The organism is Chryseobacterium sp. MIQD13 (genome assembly GCF_050496705.1).
In the GTDB taxonomy this organism is placed as follows: domain Bacteria; phylum Bacteroidota; class Bacteroidia; order Flavobacteriales; family Weeksellaceae; genus Chryseobacterium.
In genome coordinates, this window is sequence record NZ_JBNWAF010000001.1 from 965,042 (window position 1) to 991,484 (window position 26,443).

Genomic DNA, 26,443 nt, shown 5'->3' on the forward strand with positions numbered 1-26,443 from the left:
AACAAATTACAATCAATACGTATTTCTACTGAAGGTTAGATTTGGTTATTTACACGCTAAAATCCGGCTTATTTTCGTCGTTACTTTGAGTTGTTCAAAAACAAAGAATTACAACATCAACCAAAAAACAAAACCAATGGAAACAATTCAAATTACAAAAACCGAAGTAGGTTTCAAAGATCCGTTCGAACCCGTTATTTCAACGGCAAAAGGAGAATCCAAAGAGTCTTATTCAATTGAAGTGTCCGGTGAAGGGCAGCTTACAGGGCTTTCCTATACTGTACCGCCATTCACTCAGGGAAGAATCACTGCTTCTCTTCAGGTATCTGCCATGTCCAGCCAGGATGTAAAAAACCTGAATGATCTGGCTATGAGTATGCTGAATGCTACTTACAAAGAGCAAGTAAAAGAGTATGAAAAAACATCTGCGAGTGCCAATCTATCCGTTTGGACATGGTTCTTCGGAGGTGGCGGAGCTTCTGCTTCTTATGAAAAAACTAAAGAGTCTATGAAATCGAAAGGTTTGACAGAAGCTCAGATTACTACATTAATGGATGCATTTCTTGAAAAGGCGAAGCAGATGTCTACTGTAAATATTGACTTCTACGTTAATAATTCAGCGAATGATTATGCTGTTTCCGGGGATCTGTATCTGTATACTGTTTCCGGAACTATAAAGACTGAAAAAGGAACTGCTCAGTACAGAATGCTGGCAGATCAGGCTTCTGCCGGAGGACCTCCTCCTGCAGGTGGCGGGGCTCCTTCTTCCGGAACAATTAAACTGAATTGATATTAAGTTTATAAGATGATTATAGATTCGGGGCGGTATATACCGCCCCGAATTTTAGTTTAGGCATCAGTCTGTAAAATATTTTTTCAGATCCGATATGTTTTTTATCTTAAGTTCCTGAGACTGTTTTCTACGCATCATCAGAGCATAGGCATTATTGAACCCAAGCGGTTTCAGCCATTGAATCCCGTATTGCTTTTCAAATTCTGAATTGACGTAAATATAAGTTTTATCAGCATTCTGGGTCACATCTTTAAGAGTCTGTTCCGAAGGCTTTAAAAGAACCAGAAGTCCAGTTCCTGTATATTCTGGGTAAAAATCAATTCCGTCATTCATCAGAGCATCAAAACAGATCTTGGTTCCTCCCAGCCCTGTCTTGGTTTCCACTTTATAGTCGGTATAGCCTTCAATCAGCAGCTTATACATTTCCGTAAGGATATATTGCTCTCCGAAGATCTTCGACCCGATGCGTACGGTTCCTGAATTTTCTTTCCTTGAGTTTTTATAGAGATGATTTTTAACTAAGAAATCCTTCGCAATCTGCTCTGGAGTCTGGTTAAGATAATCGGATTTATAATTCAGATCGGTCATGATTGAATCGTTGAATTTTCCGGCCAGCAGATTCAGGGTCTGTTCCAGTTCAGGAAATTTTTTCAGTGTTTTTGTTTTAATAATGGGTGCAGCATAATACGGCGGAAATATCTTTTTATCATCATTTAAAACGTAAAGATCAAACGCTTTTATCCTTCCATCGGTAGAATAACCACTGATGAGATCCAGCTCCTTTTCGTAAACAGCTTTGTACATGATGGCATCGTTTACAACGACCGGATTTACATTCAACCCATACACAGAACGCAAGCCGAGATCCCCATCTTGCCTTCCCATAAATTCGGGAGTAAAACCTGCTTTAATTTTAGCCCCTGAAGCAGAATTGAAAAGATAAACCGCGCTTACCAACAGCAGTATCACAGGAACTATATATTTCAATTTTTGGAACAGTTTGTATCCTGATCTCTGTACAACAGCAATAACTTGATCCAGCAAAATAGCCAGCAATGCTGCCGGAATAGCACCTGCAAGGATCATATTGGTATTATTCAGGGAAATTCCGCCAAAAATAAACTCTCCTAAACCGCCTGCTGCAACGAATGAAGCTAAAGTAGCCACACCAACATTGATAACCGCTGCCGTCCTGATTCCTGCAATGATTACGGGCATGGCTAAAGGAAGTTCAACCTTAAAAAGGAGCTGACTCCTGTTCATTCCCATTGCTTTTGCCGCTTCAATGACAGTCGGGCTTACTCCTGTAATTCCTGTATAGGTATTACGGATAATAGGTAAAAGAGCATAGATCAGCAATGCAACAATAGCCGGTTTTGCTCCTATCCCGAAAACCGGAATCATAAACCCTAATAAGGCAATACTGGGAATAGTCTGTAAAATACCGGCAGTTCCAAGCACAGAGCTGGAAAGTTTTCTTTTCCTTGCAATGAGTATTCCTAAAGGTACTCCAACAATAATTGCCAGAATCAGAGACAGAAATGTAAGCCCGAGATGCTGTACAATCTGGGTCAGTAGTTTTTCCTGCTGCTCAACAATAAACTGCCAAAGGCTCTGCTGCGTCATACAATCTGTTGTTTTCTGTAATTATTAAATGCCCTGATCAGGTTTTCGTAATATTCTGTATTTCTATGGTTTGAGCTTAATTTTTGCAAAGCGTCCCAGACATTGGTATGCTCAGTAAAATCCAATTCATCGTACAGTATTTCTGAATTTTGTAAAGTATCCAGGTCTTTCAAAACTGCTGTTTTATATTCAAGTAATAACCTGTTTTCGGCAAAAAATTCACTTACAAAATCGTTCTGGGGATGATAAAGCATTTCTTTCGGTGTTCCTGCCTGGACAATTCTTCCCTTATCCATAAGACATATTCTGTGTCCAAGCTCAAAAGCTTCCTGCACATCATGGGTAACGAGTATGATCGTTTTGTTTTGAAGCTCTTCCAGCGATTTAAATTCTGAATGAATGTCAGCCTTCGTGATATTATCCAAAGCTCCGAATGGTTCATCCATCAGTAAAACAGGGGTATTCGCAATCAAAGCTCTTGCAATACCTACTCTCTGCTGCTGTCCTCCGCTCAACTCATTCGGAAAACGGGAAAGGACATCTTCCGAAAGGTGAAGCTTGCTTAACAGTTCATGAGTCCGGTTTTCTGTTTTCTTCCTGTCCCATTTCAAAAGTTCCGGAACTACGGCAATATTCTGTTTAATGGTATAATGAGGAAATAATCCGGCATGCTGCATCACAAAGCCAATTCCCATCCGAAGTTCTTCAGGCTTCTGATCACGGATATTCTTTCCGTCAATGAAAATATTCCCTGAATCTGCTTCTATGAGCCGGTTGATCATTTTAAGTGTGGTCGTTTTACCACAGCCGCTGGTACCCAGAAGCACCAGGATTTCCTGATCATAGGCCTGGAAAGAAATATGATCTACTGCGGGTTTTCCGTTAAATTTTTTTGAAACTGATTCAACTGCAATCATCGGCAAAATTATTGTGCAAGTCTGATTCCTGTAAACTGCCATTTCAGATTAGCCTGAAAGAAATTACGATAGGTATTTCTGCTGTGTCCTGCAGGGGTTACTTCGGAAGCTCCGCGCAGAACCATCTGGTTCACCATGAATTTACCGTTATACTCTCCTACCGCTCCGACTTCTTTCTTAAAACCAGGATAAGGCAGATAAGCTGAATTGGTCCATTCCCAACGGTTTCCCCAATCGAAACTGCCGGATGCTGCCTCCCACTCTGCTTCAGTCGGGAGACGCATACCTTTCCATGATGCAAAAGCAGAGGCTTCATAGAAATTGATGTGGCAGACAGCATCATTCATATCTATTTCCTGTAAGCCATTCAATGTATAATTCATCCATTTGCCATCTATAAAATGCCAATATAGTGGAGAGTTTGCGCTGTTTTGTTTTACCCAGTCCCAGCCTTCAGCATGCCAGTGTCTGAAATCCGTATATCCTCCGGCTTCCATAAATTCCAGGTATTCCCTGTTCGTAACCAGCTGATCTGCAATTTCAAAATCATTGAGATATACTTTATGTCTCCCCAATTCATTATCAAAACAGAAGCTTTCCCCTTTAAAACCAATCTCATAGATTCCTTCGGAAAACGCAATCATTTCAGTATTTCCCTGGCTTTCTTTTTTAGTGGTAAGATCTTTTTTATAGGCCGGAAACAGCGGATTGTGACCTAAGATATATTTAATATCGGTGATCAGCAATTCCTGATGCTGCTGTTCGTGATTAAAGCCAAGTTCCAGCAGTGGTTCAATGGCTTCGTTCATATATTCACTCTGAAGGAATAGCTGCATATGCTCATCTACATATTTCCGGTATTTATAGATATCTGAAACGGAAGGACGGCTGAGATTTCCGCGGTCGGTACGGATCACTCTTGCTCCGATGGTTTCGTAGTAGCTGTTAAACACAAAATTATACTGCTCATCAAAAATTTTATAATCAGGAAGATGGGGAGTAAGAATAAAGGTTTCGAAAAACCAGGTGGTATGCCCAAGGTGCCACTTCGGCGGACTTACATCTACGATGGGCTGTACCACATAATCTTCAATTTCAAGAGGAGCGCATATTTCTTCGGAATGTTTCCTTATGGCTGTGTATTTTTTTACTAAATCTGTTGTGATGATATTGGGTGTCATACTTTTTAGTTTTAATAAAAGGTTAATTTATTTTTGCTCCCGCAGATTGAGTGGATTGGACTGATCTGTGTAATCTGGTAAATCTTTGGGATATTCTATTCTTTTTTATTTAACGCAAAGTTTTATTAATTCAATGGGTTATTTTAGGTGGGCAAAGGAGAGCGACTGGGTCGCTGATGAAGGTGTGTGGCTTGTTTGTGTGTTTATATGTAAATGGCAATGATATTCGCCTTCTTCGTTTACTTTACCTGCCAGATGGTATCTACAAACCATTGTTTTGAATCTTTGATTTCTCCTACCCTTTTAAAACCTGATTTTTCTCTTAATTCTTCTATTTTTTCTGTGGAAAATTTCTGTGAAATTTCCATGTCGATAAGCTCATTTTCTTCAAATGAAATGCTTTCGTCTCCTATCTTCACCGTTTGTTCTTTTAAACTTACCAGATAACTTTTGCAGGCTCCACTTACGGGATCGTAGGTTTGATAATGCTGAAACTGCTTCAGATTAAAATCAGCATTAAGTTCTCTGTTGATACGGGTCAGCAGGTTAAGGTTAAATGCTGCGGTAATTCCATTTTTATCGTTATAGGCATCTAAAATAGTCTGGGGATTTTTCTTGAGATCAAAACCAATCAACACCCTGTCGCCGGAAGCCAGATTCTGGTTCAGAGCACGACAGAAACTTTCAGCTTCTTCAATATCCATATTTCCTATATTGCTGCCCAGAAATAAGATAACTTTCCTTCTACGAGACAGTGAAGCAGCCTTCTGCAGCATTTGAAAATAATCACCTTCCAAAGCCGATATTTCCAGAGCGGGAAGTTCACGGCTCAGTTTTTCTTTTAATACAGAAAGGATGTTGCCGGAAATATCAATAGGCATATAAGTGAACTGTATTCCCTGCTCAACAAGATGTTTCAGTAAAAATGTAGATTTCATGGCATCTCCCGCACCCAGCTCGATCAGATCGAATGGTTCGTTTTCAGGATTGATGAGACGGGTGAGATCTGCTGTTTTATTTTTAAAGATATCGAGTTCACATTTTGTAAGATAATATTCAGGCATTGCCATAATTTCCTGGAAAAGGCGGTCACCTTCCTTATCGTAAAAGTATTTTGAAGATAATCTTTTTGGAATGTGTTTCAAGCCTTCCAGAACATCCAGACGAAAATGATCTACATGATGATCTTCCACCTTTGTATGTGGGTTTAACTGTAAATTCATATGTTTTAATTTGTGTGTGGTTGTTAGTTCAATACAACTATCTTGCCGCCTCAACATTAAATTTCATAAAATACGCTCCCATTTCAGCTTATATAAATATATTAATTTTACGTTTAGGATAAGTATTAAAAATGCTATCCGAACGATCGATATTAACTAATGGGGATTTTTTGACGCAAAGAATGATTTAGAATGCTTTATAGTTTGAGAATAGCAAAAAGGGATCAACTTCGTTGATCTGATGAAGCGACTGTGTTATGGACAGTTTAAAGAATTTGAAAAAGGCCGATTTATATCCTAAAATATTTATTCCTGTAACCGTTGTTCGGATTTGATTTTATTGATCAAAGGGTTGGCGTACATGGCGAGAAAATATTCTTTGGAAACGGCATCGGATGGGTCAATACGCATTTCCAGTCTTCGGATAAACAACTGTTTTTCCTGTTCGGTATACTGGTCAGCAAAGGTATCTGTATTGTGAAGCAGGTCATATGCTATATATTTGGTTGACCAGAGCTTGTAGTTCTGTATAATGGAATCATCAATGATCTGTGCAATAGCCTGCAGCTGTTTGTTTTTGTTTTCAAATTTTACGGCAATATCATCCAGTTCCGCATCAATCACATGACCAGCATGCAGGTGAATACGTTTCTTCTGGCCTAATACTCCACTGAGCATGGTCATAAAGTCTTCATCTTCGCCTTTGACATATTCTTCATCCCTGTGCTTAGCCAGAAGCTGAGGCATTTTCAGGGAATCTGTAGGATCGTATTCATAGGAAATGGAAACAGGAACGATTCTGAGGGTTTTAAAATAATCCGTCAACGACAAATCTCCGGCCGCCATGGCAAGCATTTTTAAAACTCCCTGCTGGGTAGCATCATTGCCGTCTTTGGTACGGCCTTCACGCTGAGCAATCCAGACAGACCGTTTTTCCTGATGCAGAAGCTGATCGATATATTCAGACATGATCTGAGAACTTTTCAGTTGCTCACGAAGCGGTAATCCTCTCTGAACTAAAAAATTACGGTTCAATTTGGCAAGATCGTGTAAAAATGTTTTCTGAACAAGATTGTCTCCAATAGCCGAAGCAGTCATAATATGTCCGCTTTCCAGCAGCACCAGATTGATGAGCGAAGTATCTAAAACAATATCCCTGTGGTTCGAAATGAAAAGGTATGGCGTCTGTTTATCCAGCAGATCAAATCCCGAAGTGGTAAGACCTTCAGAACTTTTCGCAAGGATCTGACGAATGGTATAGGCAATAAAATCATGCTGAAAATCGCTTACCGAGTGAATATTTTTAAACTGTTCCCTCCAGACTTTCTTATCCGTACCGGGAAAAGTAAAGCTCATCAGCGCATTCATCATGGGATCACGGGAGATTCCCAGTAATGCTTCATTCACTTCACTATCATAGAAAAACCTGATCTCATCGAACTTCGACATGCAATTATGTTAAAATTAAAACTTTTTGCAAAAGAACAAAAATTTATTGAGGGTACCTTATTACTATATGTTAAAGTATTATGATAAACGTATCAGTTCAAAAGTTTTATCCTTTTATGGATTGGAAGACTTGAATGTATAATGTGGTTTATCATTAAATACTGATTTCAATGTTTTTGTTTTTTATTTCCCACAGATTGCACAGATTTTCGCAGATAATTGCGTACAATTTCAATAAAGTATAGTATAAAATCTGTGTAATCTGTGGGGAAAATTCTATATATTCTTCTGATCAATGTAACCTGTATATATTCTCTATTTTTTTAACGCAAAGGCTTATTTTAACAATGGGTATTTTGAGGTTACAAAGTGAGGATCAATCTTCGATTGATCTGACTAAGCTGGCTGTTTGTAAGGCTTTGTATTATTTTTATTTTACTTTTTCCAGAAGGTATAATTTAGCTCCGGAGAAGGCCAGTTTGGGCATCAGGTTACCTTCCAGGACCATGGTTTTATTGTTGACGTCGATGACGGAAATATAATTGTTGGAATTGTATTCTATATAGTTTTCTTTTTCCTTGGTGAGAGGATTTTTCCCGAATTCCATGGAGTATTTTACCCAGTCTTCATCGCCGGAACTGCAGTGTACGGGCTTGAATTTAGATTTTTTAGCCTTGAAAACAATCTGGTCATAGCCGTCTGTACAGTCTGAAGTGAATGAGCTTTCCGGGTTCTGGTCTTTGGAAAAGTCTTCAAAAGAGCCTTTATACACTCCTACCACTTTCCAGGTACCATCCACACGGTCTTCGTCTATTTTTCCTTTTGCCTTGCTTACTGCCCAGCTGATGCCGTTTACGGTTCCTTTTACGGCCTTATATCCTAAAGTGGCAGCTCCTGTAACCACTTTAGCAGCAGTTCTTACCACGCAGGAATTGAGTACCAGTACGGCTGAAAGGAGGAATATTGTTTTTTTCATTTGTCAGGGTTTTTATAGTTGCGAAGATAGGGTTTTTGAAAAATATCCTTTAAATCTCTAAATATTTTAGCTGAACGCCTTCTTCAGTCTTCCATTCTATAGGACCGCTTGCTGATCTGGCTAATGTAGCCGCAGCAGCTCTGGAAGATGAGGTGAAGATATAATCTTTGGTGAGTTTATAAAAGCCATTTTCTATTTGTAGTATGCCTTCTGAAAGCATCTTATGCCGTTCCATTACAATACCCTGCGGTAATGATGGCTGTTCTGCCATCATTAAAAGAGAGTCTTTGTACATTATAAATCCTTCAGTGGAAGGACTTCCTATACCAGACGCACCTGCTCCATTTTTACAGAACAGAATATGCTGTCTCGTTTCATTCTGTTCAACAGTTTCTTCCAGTGATTCAAAAATTCTATGACCTAATGATGCAGTAAGTACTTTGATATTGGATAAAAACTCTTCAAGTTCTGCCTTTTCTGCCTCTGACAGTTCAGGACGCGTCGGAATGTTCTGATCTATAACATACCGTCCTGCACTCATGGCCAGCTCGTATAAGCGGTTCTCCAAATATTTAACACCTGCTTTATTAAGATACTGATCTTTGCTTCCGAAGAATAATACTTCGTTCCAGAAATCCCTGTTTGCTATGTGATAGGCAAGACGATCTGCAATAACTTCTGCTTCGCCAATATAGGCCGCATCGTCATTGTTTTCATCCTTTCCAATCAAAATGTAGACTCCCGGCTTTCTGAACTCTGCTCTGGAACTATAATCTCTGATTTTAATACGTGGAACTTTGATTCCAATTCCTGTTCAGTTACTGAGTTCTGCTGTAGTAAGCCCGTTGGCTGTACCGTCTAAAAGGAATAAGCGTATGGTTTTTCCGAAGGTGGTCATAAAAATAATTTAATGCTTGAATCATGGGAAGCCCATGCGTCTATTTACAGGTGACAATAATAAGAAAAATCCTGAGTTCCGGCTACAGAAAGTATAAAATTTCACAAAACGGTCTCTGAAGAGGTTCTGAATAGCTGTAGGCTGTTATAAAGAGGTTATTATGGAACAAAAAACACAACAGGGCCGCAATGTGAAACGCTTCAGAGAAATACTGGGCATTAAGCAGGAAGCGCTGGCTCTTGACCTGGGCGAAGACTGGAACCAGAAGAAAATTTCTCTGCTGGAACAAAAAGAAATTATTGAAGATCCTTTATTGAAAAGAATTTCTGAAGTATTGAAAATTCCGGTGGAAGCGTTTCAGAATTTTGATGAGGAGCAGGCGGTGAATATTATTGCAAATACAGTGAGCACTGTTAATGATAATGCTACTGGTCAAGTGTTTCAGATAAATCCTACTATTAATACTTCTGAAAAGTGGTTAGAAGCATTAGAAGAAATCAAGAAATTAAATAGCGAAAAGATTGCTCTTTACGAAAGGATGCTGAAGGAGAAGGATGAGATGATGGGCAGGCTGGAGAGGTTGATTGAGAAGGGATAGTTTAAGATATTATAAATGAAAAGCTCAACATTCCTGTTGAGCTTTTTGTATTGTTAACTTTCTATTTTTATTTGTCCATTCATTAGCATAGGTAATAACCAGTCTCGGAGAGAGGCAAGTTCTTGGTTTTGTATAATATTATTTAGAATTTTGTCATAAAATGTTTCAATTCTTCTATTGAAATTTTTTGCGACAGAATTATCAGGTAAAACTATATTAGCCTCTTTTAAAAATTTAAAATGTCTCGCATAGCCATAATTTGATAAATCAATTTTATTTAAAGCATAATAAAACAAAAATTGAGGCATTCTAGAATTATTACTAAATAATATTTGTGTACCATCTGCGCCTCTTGCAAAATCAAAATTGATTAATTTTAAGATTCTTGTATGATCACCGAATACTATTGCGGGCTCTTTTAAAATTGGGATTTTACTCTTAATATTATTGGTATAACCCGCAATGAAATTTGTACTTTGGTCAATTATAGGGATTTTACCAGATTCTAAATAATCCTTTGCATTAATTTTAACATTAAATCCATGATTTTTCAACAATGAACTTACAGAAACTACCTCCCAGTTTTCTGGAATTTCTCTTTTCAATATCTCGTTATATACCATTTTTCCACCTGAAGACTTATAGGGTTTATCATCTTCATTAGGAAAATCAAACTGTATCAACCAATAATCGTACAGTGTTTTAGCCATTTGTTCTAATTCAGAATTGATGCTGTTGTTTAGTTCTATTTTGTTATCTAATGCAGATAAAACGGAGGCTATTTTTTGTTGGGTATGTAAATTTGGAAGTTTAACTTTTATATCATAATAAGCACTAAAAGTCATACTTGGAACTCCGGTTCCTGAATTCAGGTTACTTAAATCTAATTTCTTTAAATAATTATACAAATAAAATGCATCAGCCTTCTTTTTATTAATTATTGTATAATACAATGTATCAACTGTCCAAAAAGGCTTGTTTGTATATTGTATATTATTTAATGACCCTTTTCGAGGTAATAAAATACTTTCATCTTCATAAATGGCTTCATTCACATAGCGCATTAATCCTCCACTTCCAAATACAGGAATAGGGCCATTTAATAAGTGCTTATGGTCTTTTCCATTTTTAATTTCTATTAATTCACTTAAAAGGTATTCATTCATATTTTAATCCTTTTAATTGTTTTTCGATTTCATTGTCCAGACGTTTTCCTTCAGTAAATAAAATATTTAGACGTTTTTCAAAACTTTTCATGTTCTCATGAAATTCGTCAGTTGTAATATCACTATATTCTATTTTTACTTCAAAATATTGCCCAGCAGAAAAAGAATAATTCTTTTCTTTTATCTGTTCTTTGGTTACTATTGCGGAAAGATCTTCTATGGCTTCTTTATTGTTAAACGTCTCTACAATACGAGTTTCTTCTTTATGGGTTAGTACTGTACGTTGGTTTTTGCCCTCTTTTACAGTTTCGCCCAGCTTGCTGGCATCCATTAATACAATATGCTCATTATCCGCTTTTTTATCAAAAAATAAAATAGAAACATTGGTTCCAGTACTTGCAAAAATATTACTAGGCATACTTACTACACCACGCAACCAACCACGCTCAATTAAAGCTTCACGAATCTTCTTTTCAATACCACTTTGTGCTGTGATAAAGCCTGTTGGAACAACAATTGCCGCTTTCCCTTTTTCGGAAAGACTATGCATAATATGTTGTATAAATAGCAGATAAATTGCCATTTTATCTTTGTCTTTTGCTGGTATTTTGGGAACTCCTGCAAAAAAGCGTGTTTTATAAGTATCTGTTAATAATTTTGATTGATAATCCGAGAAATCCAATTTAAATGGCGGATTCGAAACAATATAATCGAACTTTTCAGCCAAATAAGAAGAACTTAAAATAGTATTTCCTTTTATAATATTCGGAATAGAATGCGAAAGATTGTTAATAATAAGATTTAGCCTCAACATGTTCGCTGATTTCTGAGAGACATCTTCAGAATAAATGCTACAGTTTTTTTCTCCAATAGCGTGTGCTATATTCATAAGAAGTGTTCCTGATCCTGCACTGGGATCATATACTTTCACACCATTATCTTTTTCAGTAACTAAAATTGCAGCCATGATTCTGGCAACTGCATGTGGTGTATAATATTCAGCATATTTACCCCCAGAATCTGAGTTATAATCTTTGATTAAGTATTCGAAAATCGTAGAGAAAAAATCATATTTCTCAGAAAACATTTTTTCAAAACTTACATCTACAATTTTGTTAAGTAAAGCTTTACAAAATGCATCTCTTTGCGAAAAATCACGGATATATTGACTCAAATCGTCAAACATCTTTTCTTTCCCCCCACCTTCAGATTTTACAGCATATAAATGCTCATTATCTGCATTTAAGCCTCTTAAAGTTCCATCAAAATAGATTTCTGCAAAATTTTCTGCTCCATTTTTATTATATACATAAGAAATCATTTGCTCAGGCTTTATTTTAGCAGCCTTTGTTCCAATTCTTCCCATCAAAAATTTCTGTTCAGACTCAGATAAAGCTTCATATGCTTCCTGAAAATTTTCAGCCTTTGCTAATTTGGGATTAGCTTTCTTTGCTTCATATATAAATTTATCGTTCAAATATTTGTATAAAAATACTTGAGTAATGATATTAAATTCACTTGCATCATTTCCTAAACCATAGTTTGCACAAACACTCTTTAGCCCATCAATCAGTGATTTGGTTTTGGTTACAAATTCTTGCTCTGTCATTTCTTTTTATTGGTAATTAAACTGGTAAAGATACTCGTTTACGATTAAGTGATTAATTTTTTCTGTAGTATCAAAATCTAGCTTTAGTTTCTGTTCATCTATAAATTGTTGAATAACAATACTTAAAACTTCTTCTTTAAAATACTCATCATTTTGCATCAAGTTGATATTTTTTAAGAAAATTCCGTCTACCACACTTCTCGTTTCCATAAGTGCATTATAAATTTGTATTTCTTTAGCAGATATAGCTTTATTATCCAATAATCGTTTATGCATTCTAACATACTTTTCATCTCCTTCATATTTGTCTCTCAAATTATTGTTCTTGCGGTTAAGTTCTCTAACTTCATCATAAATCCTAGATAAAATAGCGATATTCTCTCTCATATCTTCCTGTGAAACTTCGTCTAAATTTTTATTTTTGAAAATGCGTTCAAGCTCTTCTCTCAGAGAAACAAATTCGGGAGAAGCCTGATCAAAATTTCGTTGTAATTCTTCTCTTGTTTTTCTCAATTGATCTTTTAATTTATCCGCCAAAATCATTTCTTCTTCAGAAATTTTCTCGAACTGGAAGAAAATATCTTCTAACGCTAAATTTAAAATATTAGAAGTATCGGAATCTGAATTAATATCTTCCACTAAATTGAGCATATCCAATCTACTTTGAGCCACTTTCAGTAATTGATTCAGCTTATAAAAATCTAGAGCTTTTAATAAATCTGCTTCATCTTGGAAGCGAATGATATTCTTTAGTTCTCTTGCATCATTAAGTACTTTGATTAATTCAATGAGCTGCGTTTTATCTTTAATTTCATCTGTTTGCAATCTGAAATTTTCAGCATTATTGATGTCAAAATGGAATAGTTTTTCTTTAATATTTATTATATCTGCTTCAATTTCTTCACGTGTTTTAAATAAATCACTATAAGACTGCATTTCATCTCCAAGCTCTTGTTGAAGTTCTTCAAAATAATTCTGATTGGTCTCTTTAAATTCTTTGGTGATGTCTGCAAAATCTACAACATGCCCAAACCTATATTTCTTATATGGACGATTTACACGAGTAAGTGTCTGCAAAAGATTATGATTTTTAACAACACGTGCGAGATACAACTTCTTCAACCGTTTGGAATCAAAACCTGTTAAAAGCATATTGTACACAAAGAGCAAGTCAATTTTTCCTAATTTATAAGCAGAAATTAAATCTTTTCGTATTGACTTATCATTTTCATCATGTAAGATTAAAGAAGCTGTTAAATTTTGTCGATTTGTAATTTTATAAGAAGCTCTTGGCTCAGCAACTAATTTTTCAGACTCAGTTTCTTGTTTTCCAAATTTATTTTCAAAAAAATTAAATAATTCTCTTGCTTGATCTGCACTATCACAAACTACCATACCTCCTAAAGTATCATCTTGCCAATATTCTCTAAAAGAATATAAGTCCTCCAAAATATACTCCAACATGGGCTCAACGAATTTTGGATGTGCAAAAATTTCACTTTTAGAAATATCGTCTTTCAAAACTTTAATTTGCTCTATAATATCCTTCATTTGCATACTATACTTGGTAGCAATAGCTTCACGAATTAATCGCAAAGTATACCCGTCCGCTATTGAAGCATTGTAATAGTACTTATGGATGTAATCTCCAAAAATTAATTTAGAATCATATTGTTTCGCCACTTCTCTTAAAAGCGGAGTTCCCGTAAGTGCAATCTTCACTGCATCTTGATCTGACTTCAATAAATTCAATAAATAACTTCCTTTAGGATTGTAACTTCTATGAGCTTCATCAATGAAAAACACACGTTGAATATTGAGATCGTAATCAATTTTTTCAATAGCGGTGCTATCCTCTGTAAATTTCTGAATATTAACTATTGTAATTTCTAATTCTCCTGAATTATTTTGCAATGCAGCTACTTTCTTCATATCAGCAACAAAATCTGCACGCGAAGCAATCATTTTCGAAAATAAGCCTCTTTTTGAAAATTCGTTATTAGCTTGAATCGCAAGATCCAAACGATCTACGATAAAATAGAATTTTGGAATCGTATTTTTTTTCTGGTAATAATCCGTCAGAAACTTAACATTGTAAAAAGCCAAAGCTGTTTTTCCAGAACCTTGTGTATGCCAAATAATACCTTTTTTGATATTATCATCCAACTTCTTTGCAATAGCTTTTGTTGCAAAAATTTGCGGATAACGCATAATATGTTTTTGAATTTCTTTAGAACCATCTGGCTTTTCTTCATCAACGTAAGCAATGGCATACCGAAGAATAAATGCAAGTCGGTCTTTAGAAAGTAATGAAGTCAAAATTCTATTGGTAGGTTTATTATAATCCTTATTCGTAATAAACTCATCCGTATGTTTAATAGCAACGATATTATTATCTTTAAGAATAAGGTTCTCTAAATCCTGATTTTCGGGAAGTAATAATCTTGTTAAATCTAAATTTTCTTCTTCCCGGAAATAATTAAAATAAACATCCTCATGAGATGGCGTTCCATAATAAGCTCCCATAACTGGCTCTATTACACCATCTTCATATTCCATGTTATTGGAAAATATCATGAGCTGTGTAATATTCGTGAATGCATTAAATGCTTTTAAAGAAAATCGCTTATTTATTCTTTTTCTTTCGGCTAAAATACCTTCCTTATTATTAGGTTTTTTTACTTCAATAAATATCAAAGGTAGCCCATTGACAAGAACTGTAATATCTGGACGGAATTCTTCATCACCATTTTTGTATGCTAATTCTGTAGTAACATGGAAAAAGTTATTGTTAAAATTTTCGAAATCAATTAGTTTTGTACCTGAAGTGTTTATTAGAGACTTATAAAAACCCTTTCCAAAGTCATCATATTTTAGTTTTAGAATTGTTTCATCTAAAATTTTCTGAACTTCGTGCTCCGAAAGAGATCCATTAATTTTACTAATGCTTTCTTTAAATATATCTGGAAAAATATTACTTTCCTCAAGTCTATTCTGTTTATTTCTAGGAATGTATTGATAACCAAGTCTACAAAGATGTAGAATTGCAGGAATTTTTACTCTTGAATCTTCATTAAATGCCATTAGAAACTTTCTCTGTTATTGTTACTTCGACAAAGATAAGATTCCAAGCTCCTCAAACGAAGAAATAAGATAAGTAATTTCTATTTTTCTAGTGTTAAAATTTTAATTATTTTATTATCAATATTTAAGAATTTGGAGTATTTATTGAGTATCTGAATTAACTAAATTCACCCTTCTCCCCATCCATCTCCTTAACCTCCACACCGGCAAATAAACAAACACCACAGATAACACCCCCGCCAGCACACCAACCACCAAAGCCATCGCCGTAGCATCCAGTTTATAATACTCAGACAGGTTATACTGCGCTAAAAGCAAAATACACAGCACCAGCAATCCCGTAACAACACCATACAAAATACTCAACTTGGTCATCAGCTTCTTTTTATTAAGTTGTTCATCTACGGTAAACTCAATGGCTCCCTGTTCGGAGGCGATAATAACCCTGTTGATAATATCGATAGTAAGAACCACAGGTAAAAATATAGCCATTGGCATCGTAAGCCGGGCAAGATTCTGGGTTCCTGAAAAAAAGTACGTATATCCCAGTTCCTGAAAGCTGGCATAGGCAATAATGAAATTGAAGAATACATTTGGAAGCACATAGAAGATCGTCCGCCTGATGAGAAAGCGTTTCAGAGTGGTTTTCTTCAGCTTTTTAGGCTGTGTAGGTTTAAGTTTAAATTTCATAGAACGAGGTCAGAAGCTCAATGGCTTTGTCTTTAATTTTAATAGCTTCTTCTTTAGGCAGAAAATGCTCATTGGACATGAAGGTAAAATCCATTTCCCGGTTGTAAGTCGTTGTGACCAGGGTATTAGAATTCAACCAGGGAAAGGCAACCGTCGGGCTCATGATAGTTTCCACTTTAAAATTTTTATATGTATCCGGTATATTGATCTTACCCATATTGGACAGGGTAACATCGTGGCCTCCTTTACCGGATTTCAGCATCCTGATCATATTTTCAACCACCGGATGCATCTGCTCCCCCATCCACAGAAGTTCTCTCGCCTCCATTTTTCCTATCTTTTCCACAAGGCCTTTTTTGATCTGTCTGGCATTATCCAATATATTCCCGGTACCTTTTTTTAATGAAAGTTCAACAGTTGGTGCAAAAGCAAATACATGATCCTGCCTGATCTCCGGGATAAAATGGCGGACATCAACCGGACTTATGATCTTACCTTTAGCCCGAAGCCCCTGTATCTCTTTAAAGGCCTGCATAAAAGACGCACACAGCAAGGCATGTACAGAAATGCCATGAACTTTGGATTTTTCGGTTATCTGTGTAGTTGTTTCAGGATTCAGCTTCCAGTGGACCACATAATTTTTCCCGGGATTTTTCCGGTTTTTCCTTTGCATGAGAAAAAACAGTCTCGCCATTATCAGATACATACGGGCTTTTCGTTTCTTCTTTTTTACATTAAAATCCAGTGGCAAAAAATCATCTGCTGAACTGAACAGATGATAGGTATTCAGTTCCGATGAAGGATCATCCAACAGGGAAAGAAGTTCTTCCATAAGGTTGACAATCGAAGTTCCGTCACAGATGCAGTGCGGCAGTACCCAAAGGATTTCGGAAACATCTTCCCCTTTAATCCATATCAGCCGGGCCAATGGTTTCTTTTCGTCATCAAACAGGAGGAACCATTCTTTTTCAGATTCCAGTAGCCAGTCTTCATCCATTTTTCGCTCAACAATACGGAGCGGAACAGGTTCAATTTCTTTTTCCTCTATAAAAAACGGATACTTTTCAATGCTGTTATCAATTCTGACTCTCAGTAAAGGATGTTTCTTCTGGATTTTCGCTAAAGCAGTCTTAAAGTTCTCTTCCGGAATTTCTCCTTTGATCTTTGCTGTAAACACGCAGTTTACCGGTGTTTCAGGATCTACATACATGATCCTTTCCACCATCATTAAATTTCGTCTGATCATAATACTGCAATATGGTCCAGTTGGAGTTTTACAAGCTTAATCATCTCATCCCGGACAGCCTGTGCTTCCTGATAAGGCAAATATCCCTCACTTCCTACAAAAGAAAAATCCATTTCTTCCCTGAAAGTTGAAGTCACCATCGTGGTGGTATTCCCCAAAGGACCGATCACGGAAGGACTGAAAATGGTATCCAGTGTAAAATCTTTGTATTGATAAGGAATCTGAATACGTCCTAAATTAGAAAACATACAGTCATTGGAAGATTTCCCATGTTTCAGCAGCCTGGTAAAATTGTTCAGGGCATCATGGGCAGATTCCATCACCATCATCGTAATGTATGGATTAAGCTTCGATGTTTTACGTTCTACAGATTCCTGCATCAAACGTAAATTCTCTGAAAAGCTTATTTTATGATTGGCAGAAACCACAATCATCAGCCCGAAAGCAAAAATATGATCCTCTTTGATCTGTTTCGCAAACCGCCGGATATCCACGGGGCAGGAAACCTTATTAAAAGCTGCGGCTCCCCTCACTTTTTTAAACGCATAAAGCAGCGCAGCACTCAGGAAAGTATTCACTGTAACTTCCTGCGATTTACAGTAAGAGATCAATTCCTGACTCATTTCTTTGTCAAATTTCCAGTGGATCAGGTAATCATTTTTCCGCTCAACCGCTTTTTTGCTGACAGGAATACATTTGATGGCTGTTGCTGCCAGTCTTCCAATAACTTTCGCCTTGAGCTTTTGCTTCCGGTTGGTTAAAATAGAAGATGGGACCACATCCTGAATTCCAAGAATAGGATTTTCCACTCCAATTTCTGCAGAGGGACGATCTAAAAGCTGTAAAAATTCATACAAAAAAGCCATTGCAGAGCCACCATCACACAAACAGTGATGAAAAGAAAAAAGCATATCTGAAAACTCTTCCCCTTTAATCCATACAAACCGGATAAGAGGCAACTCCCCATAATCAAATAAAGTTTGCCATTCCTTTCTGGATTCTTCCTGCCAGTCGTCCTCCCCTTTTCTGGAAACAATGCGTATCGGGATCGGAAGAGGTTTTTCAGGCACTTCAAACCACGGAATATTATTTTCATCATAACTGATGAGTGCCCTCAGCCAGGGATGCTTGCCCTGAAGTCGGTCCAGAGCATATTGAATGTTTTCCAAATTAAAGATACCGCGCAAACGGAACGGAATCACAGCATTAAAAGGTTCTGTTCCGTCACCCAGCAGCATCCGCTCACCAAATAACAATTTTCTTTTCATAGGCTATACCGGTACTGATATTGAGTATTCTTTCTGTATAAAATCTTCCAGCAGTTCTACCGCTCTGTCGTTACCACCCGCATTGAGCAGGCCAGTCTGAACTTCTTTGGCCGCATTTCTGTATTTGGGATTTTCCAGTAATTCAAAAACGGTTTCACGGAGTGCTTCTACCCGTAAACGCTTGTACCGGATACTGATTCCACAGCCTGCCTGTTCAATTAATTTTGCAATATGAAAATGATCGTAGGCAATAGGTGTAATGAGCATTGGTAATCCGTTGGTAAACGTATCATTAACAGTATTAAATCCTCCGTGGCAGATCACTGCATCCATATGAGACATGAGTGCTGATTGCGGTACAAAGCTGCTCACAATAAAATTGGACGGCCATTCATCAAATATTTCCGGCGGAGTTGCCGCCACAACGGTTACAGGCTGGCCGGCAAATGCAGCAATTATTTTTTCAAAAAAGGCTTTTCTGATATCTACCAGCAATGTTCCCAGTGATACGAATATTTTAGGGGTAGCAGCCGCTTCCAGCCGTTCCCAGTCGAAAGGTGCCGGATTGGGACGTCCTTTTACGGGACCTACAAATCTCATGTGTGGCGGAACTGCCTCAAAACCAGCAAACGTTTGTGAAGTAAATACGAGATTCAGCTGATGAGAATGGATGAAAATACCTTCATCGGAAATTCCTACTTCTTTTTGGAGGTCTTTGATGAGGTTTTGCTGCCATTCCCATATTTTAGGGGCATTTTTCTCACTGTCTCCCATTACATCAGGAGGTACAGGTGTAGTGGTTACACACGGGATATTATGTTTGTGGGCAAAAAGTGCTCCGCCGAAGGAGATACAGTCATTCACCAGAACATCCGGTTTCCAGCTTACTACGAGACGTTCCAAACCTGGCATCATGATTTTGGCAAACGGGACATAGGTTTCTTCCAGCGCCAGCTTCATCACCTCAGGTCCTGAGCAGGCAGGTCCGTCGTCCTGTCTTTTCAGAATCCGCTGAATTTCATCATGAAAAGGTACAAGATCTTCTTCAGGATAAAAATAGCTTCCTCCTTCGGGAATATGTTTGCTGTCCAGTGGTGTAATTCCGAACCATTTTACTTCATGGCCACGGGCAATTAAACTGGCTCCTACACTTAATGTCGGACTGATGTGTCCAAAAAACGGCGGAATAACAAATAAAAATTTAGATCCTGATTTTACTTTTTCTGAAGCTGGAATTAACGCCTTTTCGAGCAAATCAGCTGCAGTGGCTGTACCTCCTGCTTCAAGAAAGGATTCACAGACTTTTTGAGCGGCTTCTTTGTATTCCGGATTATTTAAAATCTTCTGAACAGCTTCATTCAGATGATGGGATTTAAATCTATTGAAATTGAGACGTTCTCCAGCTCCCGTACGTACAACACGCCCTGCAACGTGAGACTGATCATAGGCAATCGGGATAACAACCAACGGAAGACTGTTTGAAAGAGCTTCGGAAACGGTATTATGACCGCCATGACAAACAACTCCATCCAAATGAGGTAACAAATCCAGTTGAGGAACCTGCTGGTATACCATAAAATTCTCCGGCCAAGTATCAAAAAGTTGTGGATCTGAAACCAATACAACGGTTAAATTTTCATCTTTAAAGGCATCAATTACCTTTTGGAAAAATACTTTTTTGTGATCATGATCAAAGGTTGTCCCGATGCTTACTAGGATTTTTTTCCCGGAGTTGCTTTTAAATCTTTCCCAATCAAATTCGCAGGAAATACGACGTTCTGTGAGAACAGGACCTGTGAACTGATAATTTTCCGGCAGATCCATTTCGCCAAAGAAATATTCTGAGGTTAAAACAAGGGTTAAAAGGTCTGAAGAAGCCAATGAATGGTTTTCCGCTACCCCCAGTTCTTTCTGCAGTTCAATAATTTTATTGACTTCCCATTCGTGTACTTTAGGCAGTTCATCCATCATTTTAACGGCGGCGGGTGCGGTAACGGAGGTGCTGTATGGAAGATTCAGCTTTTTTGCAGCAATGGCAGCGGCAAATAACTGATGATCTCCGATCACCATATCGGGCTGATATTGTTTCAGCAAGGTAACGATCCCGTTGTAGCAATGTCTGTTTAAGGGGATCAATACATCGTCGTAAAGGAATTTAATACTGTCGATGCCGTAGACCACTTTTTGGGAAATAATATCGAGATAGTTTTCACTTTCTTTTTTTTCTTCGTCGCTTTGGTCATATTGAATGAGCAGAAGTTCTCCCCCTTCAGGAAGCTTCGTGCTCAGATTTTCGTCAAGACTGATCCAGGCTATTTTATGCCCTCTTCGGAGCAATTCCGTGCCAATACTTAAGGTAGGATTGACATGGCCTGTCAATGGCGGAACAACAAATACAAATTTAGCCATGATTGTGTGTTACTGTTTTAGATAATGATTGAGATAAAAAACGGATAATACTTTCAGCGATATGGGCGGGTTCCTGGATGGGAATATTGTGGTCTCCGGGAATCAGTGTCAATTCAGATTCAGGGATTTGGGCATTCAGCCATTCTCCTGTGGGTCTGCAGTTGGAATCTGCTCCGTACATCAGTAATGTGGGAACTTTTAATTCAGAAAAATCTGTTTCGCCCAGGAAATGTTTTTCCCTGATCATGTCTGCTTTGATGCTGGTTTTTTCAAACAGGAATTCATACATGCGGTGGTTTTTCTCCATCTGCCTTTTCCCCATCTGCACTTTGGTAGTATCTGTAAAATTGGCAACATAATGTTCGAGAAATTCTTTGCTGTATTCATCAATGATATTGCGTGCCTTTTCGTCCTTAGGATCCGGAGCTTCCATAACAACCAGCTGATGGATGCGGTGAGGAGCTTTTAATGCTGCTTTCAGAGCAATGAGACCTCCGAAACTGTATCCGGCAAGATGTACTTTTTCAAGATGTAAAACATTCATCAGAGCCAAAAGGTCGGATGACATGCTTTCCAGATCGTATCCATCGGAAAAACGTTCGCTCATGCCGTGGCTTTTCAGATCGTACATTACTACATGATAATGCTTCGCAAGGATCGGGGCAATATTGAAATAATAAATGGAGAGGTTGCTGAACATACCATGAATAAGCACCACAGTATGTTCAGCCCCTTTGTTGAGCTCCTGAATATGAACCTGTTTATGATTAACTGTGATTACTGGCATTCGTATATATAATTGATGATCATACGAAGGTCAAGGTTGATCAGCTCATCCAAATCCATAGAAGACAGCCATCCCGTAAAATCGATCTGGTCGCCGAAATGTGCTTTGATCTTTTCAGAAAAGGAAACAATTTCTATGCTGTCCATTTCCAGGTCTTTGGTGAATGAACTATCCGGAGTGATATCCATTTCCTCTACAAATTCAGCGCCTATTACTTCGGTAATAAAGCCTTTTAAAAGAGTGAAAAGCTGTTCGTGATTCAGTTTTAATGTGTTGTTTATAGTGTCCATCCGATAATATAATTTTTATGTTTAATAGTTTTTATTTCAGTTTGGTCGATCCATAAATGATCTCCCTCAATATTTTTGATTTCAAAAGCTTTTGGATTTCCTTTCAGGCCGGTTCCCAGAAACTTTCCGTACGCTTCTTTGGCTACCCAGAATTTTGTGGTCCATTCCGCCTGATCTCTGCCTTTTAATAATGCTAGTTCATGATCCGTAAAGACAAGGTCGTAAAATCCCGAGCTGCGTTCTTCTATAATTTCCATGTCTATTCCTACCGGACCGCCATAGCGAGCAATACCTACCGCATCTTTTCCTTTATGGGCTAAAGAAATATGAATACTTTCAGTAGCATCACCAATCAGATAAGGCTTTCCGGCTTCATTGGAACGGATTTCAAAAGTGATGGGAAAGCAAGGGTGATTTTTCTGCTCACGAAGGAGATTTCTCACAGCATCTTTCACAGCTACACGGCTTACCATCCATTCTTTTCGCTTGTTAGGCAGTAACTGCTGATGATATTGCTTTTCGGTTTGGTTGAAATAACGCTTTAAGATAAAATCCCAAGAAGCCACTCTGGTATATGCCTGATGAAAGAAAAATACTTCAGGGACAATTTCCTCCGAAAGACGATTGTGTAAAGGAGACATGGAAACATTCCATAAAGGTTCATCAATTTCCAGTCGGCGGTTTTGCCAGCCTGTAATCGCGCACCATACTTTTCCGTCTTTTTTAAGGACAATATCTGCAATGGCAAATTCTTCATTAAGTTCGGTAAGGATGCAGGTACACTCAAAAAGGCCGTCCTGATCCTCCATATCACCAAAGAATTCAATATCTCTGATTTTCACAGGGAAAGCAATACGGTCTTTTGTAAGGGTAAGCTGCAGCCACAATCCGAATAACTGCCCGGCATTGTCCAGTAAAGAGCCTTTTCCTCCGTTGCCTTTGATCTTTCCAATAATTCCTTTCGTTCCTACTGCTGAAACTTCTGTAATCCCCTGATACAGCTCTCCGTGGAACATGTGTTTGTCATAGATCTCTTCAGGCGTTCTTTCGATCGGTAAGAGATCACCAACCGACAGGTTAAATGAAGGAACTGGGAATTTCGATGAGCTCAATAATACTTCTGCATTCACGAAATTTTCAATATCCAGATAAGCATGATTCTGTGAACGCCATTCCCCTTTTACTGTTTTTTCAAAGGGCCGGGCTACATTCATCCATTGAAATACACTCACATTCATTATCTTATGAATTTTTGTTCCGGGTATTTCTGCCTGTGCAATTTCTGCCAGTTGCTCAAAGATCATAGTCATTGGGATCACAGGTTCCATATCAGAAACATTGGTCCAACCTTTCGGCTGTCTCAATAAACTGTGATCGATGAGGTAAGGATGACTCTCTAAACTCACATACAGAGTCTTTGAAAAATTCGTACTCACCGGAGTTTTAGGTTTTACCGGAATCTGAATAGCCGTTTCTGGTCTGTGTTGAAACAGGGTCAGCACCTCTTCCTGCATCCGGATCATATCGGTGATATTCTCCTGAAACGCCTGAACAAGTGGGTGTCCGGTTTTAGCAATAGTTGCGGAAATGGTATTTTGCTTAGGGATATTTAAAGATTGGGCCAATGCTTTAATTTCTTTAAAATCACGGATAATAGGTGAACCTAACTGCAGCTTAATCCCTTTTCCCTGTACTTTTTCTGAATGATTCTGTATTTCAAGAAAATCAAGGGCTACTGCTTTACCTTCTACAAATAAGGCGGCAACCACACGTTGCAGCTGGGCCAGTGCAGACCGGGTCGGTACACTGGAAGCAATCGTGCTGAATACTTTTCCCTTAAGGGTATCATCAATAAACCCAATCAGTCCTCCTGTACCGATCTGAATAAAGAATTTTGCTCCTTCTTCATATAGTTTATCTGTCAGTTCACGGAATCTTACGGGCTGAACCAGATGTTCCGCACTCAGTTTTCTGATAGCATCCTGATCTGAAGGATAAGGTTCTAAAGTTGTGGCCGACCACAACGGGATCTTTGTTTTCTGAAACTGTGCCTTTTCCATCCCGGCGAGAATCACATCCAGTTTATCTGCGATAAAAGGGGAATGAAAACCTGATTGGAAAGGTAGTATCTGATGAAATACCTGTTTTGATTTTAACAGCGGAACCAATTCATCCAATGCTGCATTACTTCCACAGAGGATAATCTGATTAGGACAGTTGTCATTGGAAATATAAAGTTCAGGAATCGCATCAATAAGAGGTTTTACAACATCAATTCCTGCTCCGACCGCAATAAATCTGGAATCTTTTAATTCAAAAGTTTCTGGGTTAAGAACATCGATCAAAGCTTTCACAGAATTTACTTCTGCCAGTTCCGAGGAATAACCGGCAAGCCATTCTCCGAGGCTGTGTCCTGCATTCATATCCGGCACAATTCCCAGCTTTTTCAATGCGTTGTCAAGGATGCTGCATTTATTGAAAATAGCTAAAGCATCTGTCAATAAGCCTTCTCCTTCATTTTCGATGGGTTCAGTTAACCCGAAATAACGGCTGACAGTTTCCACTTCGCCTTTTGCCAAACCATCCAGACCCGGAAATACAAAGGCTACTTTTCCTCCGCCCTTTAATAAAGGGGTATTCGTGTACCAGATATCCTGCTTGTTACGCCAGGGGTTATCTTTAGCTACAATTTTAATGGCTTTTTCTATTCTTTCAGGGGTAGGATCGAATAAGGCAATCCGGTAATTTCCTTCCCCCACCCTACTATCGTTATTCCGTAAGGCAAAAAGCAGTTCTTCATGAGTGTTTCTTGCCAGTATCAGAACACGGTCTTTTTTCGGCATATCATAGCCTTCAAGAACTACGTGTGCATTAATTCCTCCGAATCCAAAGGCATTGACAGCTGCTATTTTTGGCAAACCGGCTTTTGACCAATTTTTTGGCTCCTGTACCGGTGCAAAACGGGTCTCCTGCATATCTGCAATCGGGTTTTCACAGTATAATGTAGGGGGTAACGTATCGTAATGCAAAGCCAGACAGGTTTTGATTAATCCTGCAATTCCGGCTGCCGGCATGGCATGTCCGATATTAGATTTGACAGAGCCGATTCCTGCTGACTGATCAGTTTCTTTTTTACCGAAAAACTGAGCCAAGGTCTGAAGTTCTGTTTTGTCACCAAGAGGTGTTCCGGTTCCGTGGGCCTCAAGATAACCGATCTGTTTTTCATCCAGACCTGCATTAACCCAGGCTTGTTCTAAAGCTTTAAGCTGACCTTTAACAGAGGGACTCATCACGCTGGTTCCATTGCCATCGCTGCTTATTCCCACACCTTTAATTACAGCATAAATTTTATCCTGATCACGGACAGCATCTTCCAAACGTTTCAAAACAACAAAACCACAGCCTTCGCCAATTAACAATCCATCAGCATCCATACTGAAAGGCTTGATCTGCTGTTGATGTGACAGGGCACCCAATTGGGTAAAAATACTCCAAAAAGCAGCGTTCTGTCCGGTGTGCACACCTCCTGCGATCACCATATCACAACGTCCGCGATTAAGCTGTTGAACTGCATGATCTACGGCAATTAGGGCACTGGCACAGGCTGCATCTACTGTAAAAGCGGCACCGCCCAAATTGAACCGGTTAGCGACCAAAGAGGCTACCAGATTAGGAATTAATCCCATCGCTGTATCGGCTGCAAAACGGCCTTTACGTTCCTGAAAAGCATATTTCACTTTCTCGATGTCTGCCGGAGATATTTCAGGTAACAGCTCCTGCAGCAGCGAAGAAATCTGTTCTCCGGTACGCACGATCTCAATAGCTCGGGTGGCTCCGGGACCTGTATAATTTCCTTTACCTATAATAATTCCTGTTTTTTCAAGCGAAGCCTGTTTCTGAAATACACCTGCATCTTCTAGGGCTTTTTGTACGAGATCAAGGGTTAATAAATGATCAGGTTCCGTACCCTCCACTGCCAGTGGCAAAATTCCGAAAGCAGTGGGATTGAATTCATAATCAGAGATAAATCCGCCTCGTTTACAGTAAAATCTGTCTACGGGATTAGCAGCATCGCTGAAATGAACCGGATCAATCCTATCTTCAGGAACTGATTGGGTAGAATCTACTTTATTGATAATATTCTGCCAGAAAGTATCGGCATCCTGTGCCCCGGGAAAGACACAGGAAAGACCGATTACGGCAACATCTGTTGTTTTCATGGTTATTGTATGC

Annotated in this window: 19 protein-coding genes; 2 read left to right on the forward strand and 17 right to left on the reverse strand. The window is 38.3% G+C overall.

What is annotated here, in order from left to right; translation table 11 throughout:
* The first annotated feature begins 136 nt into the window (after positions 1–136).
* Entirely contained in the window at positions 137–790 is a 654-nt protein-coding gene (locus ACQWU4_RS04645; protein ID WP_429934595.1) for a hypothetical protein, read from the forward strand.
* A gap of 66 nt (positions 791–856) precedes the next feature.
* Here the strand turns inward: ACQWU4_RS04645 and ACQWU4_RS04650 are convergent, their stop codons facing one another.
* From ACQWU4_RS04650 to ACQWU4_RS04680, 7 genes are all read right to left on the reverse strand, one after another.
* Positions 857–2,419, reverse strand: a complete 1,563-nt coding sequence (locus tag ACQWU4_RS04650; protein WP_429934596.1) for an ABC transporter permease/substrate-binding protein — start codon at positions 2,417–2,419, stop codon at positions 857–859.
* Complete coding sequence (locus ACQWU4_RS04655) at positions 2,416–3,336, reverse strand: ABC transporter ATP-binding protein (protein WP_429934597.1); 921 nt, start codon at positions 3,334–3,336, stop codon at positions 2,416–2,418. The genes ACQWU4_RS04650 and ACQWU4_RS04655 overlap by 4 nt, the downstream gene beginning before the upstream one ends.
* Positions 3,337–3,344: 8 nt before the next feature.
* Positions 3,345–4,517, reverse strand: a complete 1,173-nt coding sequence (gene egtB, locus ACQWU4_RS04660) for an ergothioneine biosynthesis protein EgtB (RefSeq protein WP_429934598.1) — start codon at positions 4,515–4,517, stop codon at positions 3,345–3,347.
* A gap of 239 nt (positions 4,518–4,756) precedes the next feature.
* Complete coding sequence (egtD, locus tag ACQWU4_RS04665; protein WP_429934599.1) at positions 4,757–5,740, reverse strand: L-histidine N(alpha)-methyltransferase; 984 nt, start codon at positions 5,738–5,740, stop codon at positions 4,757–4,759.
* 306 nt (positions 5,741–6,046) lie between these two features.
* Positions 6,047–7,189, reverse strand: coding sequence for a 1-acyl-sn-glycerol-3-phosphate acyltransferase (locus ACQWU4_RS04670; RefSeq protein ID WP_429934600.1), 1,143 nt, complete (start codon positions 7,187–7,189; stop codon positions 6,047–6,049).
* 430 nt (positions 7,190–7,619) lie between these two features.
* Complete coding sequence (locus ACQWU4_RS04675) at positions 7,620–8,165, reverse strand: hypothetical protein (protein ID WP_429934601.1); 546 nt, start codon at positions 8,163–8,165, stop codon at positions 7,620–7,622.
* A gap of 49 nt (positions 8,166–8,214) precedes the next feature.
* Positions 8,215–8,895, reverse strand: a complete 681-nt coding sequence (locus ACQWU4_RS04680; protein ID WP_429934602.1) for a GIY-YIG nuclease family protein — start codon at positions 8,893–8,895, stop codon at positions 8,215–8,217.
* Between the two features lie 328 nt (positions 8,896–9,223).
* Between ACQWU4_RS04680 and ACQWU4_RS04685 the strand changes: the two genes are divergently transcribed.
* On the forward strand, positions 9,224–9,661 hold the full coding sequence (locus tag ACQWU4_RS04685; protein ID WP_429934603.1) for an XRE family transcriptional regulator: 438 nt from the start codon (positions 9,224–9,226) through the stop codon (positions 9,659–9,661).
* Positions 9,662–9,714: 53 nt separating this feature from the next.
* On the opposite strand, the gene ACQWU4_RS04690 is transcribed toward ACQWU4_RS04685, so the two are convergent.
* The 10 genes from ACQWU4_RS04690 to ACQWU4_RS04735 all read right to left on the reverse strand — a co-directional run bounded on the left by ACQWU4_RS04690 (position 9,715) and on the right by ACQWU4_RS04735 (position 26,430).
* Entirely contained in the window at positions 9,715–10,827 is a 1,113-nt protein-coding gene (locus ACQWU4_RS04690; protein WP_429934604.1) for a restriction endonuclease subunit S, read from the reverse strand.
* The gene (locus ACQWU4_RS04695) at positions 10,820–12,436 is read right to left on the reverse strand and encodes an HsdM family class I SAM-dependent methyltransferase (RefSeq protein WP_429934605.1); all 1,617 of its coding nucleotides are present in this window, start codon (positions 12,434–12,436) and stop codon (positions 10,820–10,822) included. Before ACQWU4_RS04695 ends, ACQWU4_RS04690 begins: the two co-directional genes overlap by 8 nt.
* A gap of 6 nt (positions 12,437–12,442) precedes the next feature.
* Complete coding sequence (locus ACQWU4_RS04700; RefSeq protein ID WP_429934606.1) at positions 12,443–15,520, reverse strand: DEAD/DEAH box helicase family protein; 3,078 nt, start codon at positions 15,518–15,520, stop codon at positions 12,443–12,445.
* Positions 15,521–15,661: 141 nt separating this feature from the next.
* Positions 15,662–16,210, reverse strand: coding sequence for a hypothetical protein (locus tag ACQWU4_RS04705; protein WP_429934607.1), 549 nt, complete (start codon positions 16,208–16,210; stop codon positions 15,662–15,664).
* Positions 16,200–17,456: a condensation domain-containing protein gene (locus tag ACQWU4_RS04710; protein ID WP_429934608.1), complete on the reverse strand. Its 1,257-nt coding sequence runs from the start codon at positions 17,454–17,456 to the stop codon at positions 16,200–16,202. Before ACQWU4_RS04710 ends, ACQWU4_RS04705 begins: the two co-directional genes overlap by 11 nt.
* Positions 17,453–18,724: a condensation domain-containing protein gene (locus tag ACQWU4_RS04715; protein WP_429934609.1), complete on the reverse strand. Its 1,272-nt coding sequence runs from the start codon at positions 18,722–18,724 to the stop codon at positions 17,453–17,455. The genes ACQWU4_RS04710 and ACQWU4_RS04715 overlap by 4 nt, the downstream gene beginning before the upstream one ends.
* A 3-nt stretch (positions 18,725–18,727) precedes the next feature.
* Positions 18,728–21,133: a glycosyltransferase gene (locus ACQWU4_RS04720; RefSeq protein ID WP_429934610.1), complete on the reverse strand. Its 2,406-nt coding sequence runs from the start codon at positions 21,131–21,133 to the stop codon at positions 18,728–18,730.
* Positions 21,126–21,920: an alpha/beta fold hydrolase gene (locus ACQWU4_RS04725; protein WP_429934611.1), complete on the reverse strand. Its 795-nt coding sequence runs from the start codon at positions 21,918–21,920 to the stop codon at positions 21,126–21,128. The genes ACQWU4_RS04720 and ACQWU4_RS04725 overlap by 8 nt, the downstream gene beginning before the upstream one ends.
* Positions 21,911–22,210, reverse strand: a complete 300-nt coding sequence (locus ACQWU4_RS04730) for an acyl carrier protein (protein ID WP_034749841.1) — start codon at positions 22,208–22,210, stop codon at positions 21,911–21,913. The genes ACQWU4_RS04725 and ACQWU4_RS04730 overlap by 10 nt, the downstream gene beginning before the upstream one ends.
* Positions 22,198–26,430, reverse strand: a complete 4,233-nt coding sequence (locus ACQWU4_RS04735; RefSeq protein WP_429934612.1) for a beta-ketoacyl synthase N-terminal-like domain-containing protein — start codon at positions 26,428–26,430, stop codon at positions 22,198–22,200. Before ACQWU4_RS04735 ends, ACQWU4_RS04730 begins: the two co-directional genes overlap by 13 nt.
* Positions 26,431–26,443: the final 13 nt, after the last annotated feature.

Excerpts from the sequence above, each read along its gene's own strand:
- ACQWU4_RS04645 (WP_429934595.1), top strand. The coding sequence starts at position 137 with ATGGAAACAATTCAAATTACAAAAACCGAAGTAGGTTTCAAAGATCCG.
- ACQWU4_RS04650 (WP_429934596.1), bottom strand. The coding sequence starts at position 2,419 with ATGACGCAGCAGAGCCTTTGGCAGTTTATTGTTGAGCAGCAGGAAAAA.
- ACQWU4_RS04655 (WP_429934597.1), bottom strand. The coding sequence starts at position 3,336 with ATGATTGCAGTTGAATCAGTTTCAAAAAAATTTAACGGAAAACCCGCA.
- egtB (WP_429934598.1), bottom strand. The coding sequence starts at position 4,517 with ATGACACCCAATATCATCACAACAGATTTAGTAAAAAAATACACAGCC.
- egtD (WP_429934599.1), bottom strand. The coding sequence starts at position 5,740 with ATGAATTTACAGTTAAACCCACATACAAAGGTGGAAGATCATCATGTA.
- ACQWU4_RS04670 (WP_429934600.1), bottom strand. The coding sequence starts at position 7,189 with ATGTCGAAGTTCGATGAGATCAGGTTTTTCTATGATAGTGAAGTGAAT.
- ACQWU4_RS04675 (WP_429934601.1), bottom strand. The coding sequence starts at position 8,165 with ATGAAAAAAACAATATTCCTCCTTTCAGCCGTACTGGTACTCAATTCC.
- ACQWU4_RS04685 (WP_429934603.1), top strand. The coding sequence starts at position 9,224 with ATGGAACAAAAAACACAACAGGGCCGCAATGTGAAACGCTTCAGAGAA.
- ACQWU4_RS04690 (WP_429934604.1), bottom strand. The coding sequence starts at position 10,827 with ATGAATGAATACCTTTTAAGTGAATTAATAGAAATTAAAAATGGAAAA.
- ACQWU4_RS04695 (WP_429934605.1), bottom strand. The coding sequence starts at position 12,436 with ATGACAGAGCAAGAATTTGTAACCAAAACCAAATCACTGATTGATGGG.
- ACQWU4_RS04700 (WP_429934606.1), bottom strand. The coding sequence starts at position 15,520 with ATGGCATTTAATGAAGATTCAAGAGTAAAAATTCCTGCAATTCTACAT.
- ACQWU4_RS04705 (WP_429934607.1), bottom strand. The coding sequence starts at position 16,210 with ATGAAATTTAAACTTAAACCTACACAGCCTAAAAAGCTGAAGAAAACC.
- ACQWU4_RS04710 (WP_429934608.1), bottom strand. The coding sequence starts at position 17,456 with ATGATCAGACGAAATTTAATGATGGTGGAAAGGATCATGTATGTAGAT.
- ACQWU4_RS04715 (WP_429934609.1), bottom strand. The coding sequence starts at position 18,724 with ATGAAAAGAAAATTGTTATTTGGTGAGCGGATGCTGCTGGGTGACGGA.
- ACQWU4_RS04720 (WP_429934610.1), bottom strand. The coding sequence starts at position 21,133 with ATGGCTAAATTTGTATTTGTTGTTCCGCCATTGACAGGCCATGTCAAT.
- ACQWU4_RS04725 (WP_429934611.1), bottom strand. The coding sequence starts at position 21,920 with ATGCCAGTAATCACAGTTAATCATAAACAGGTTCATATTCAGGAGCTC.
- ACQWU4_RS04730 (WP_034749841.1), bottom strand. The coding sequence starts at position 22,210 with ATGGACACTATAAACAACACATTAAAACTGAATCACGAACAGCTTTTC.
- ACQWU4_RS04735 (WP_429934612.1), bottom strand. The coding sequence starts at position 26,430 with ATGAAAACAACAGATGTTGCCGTAATCGGTCTTTCCTGTGTCTTTCCC.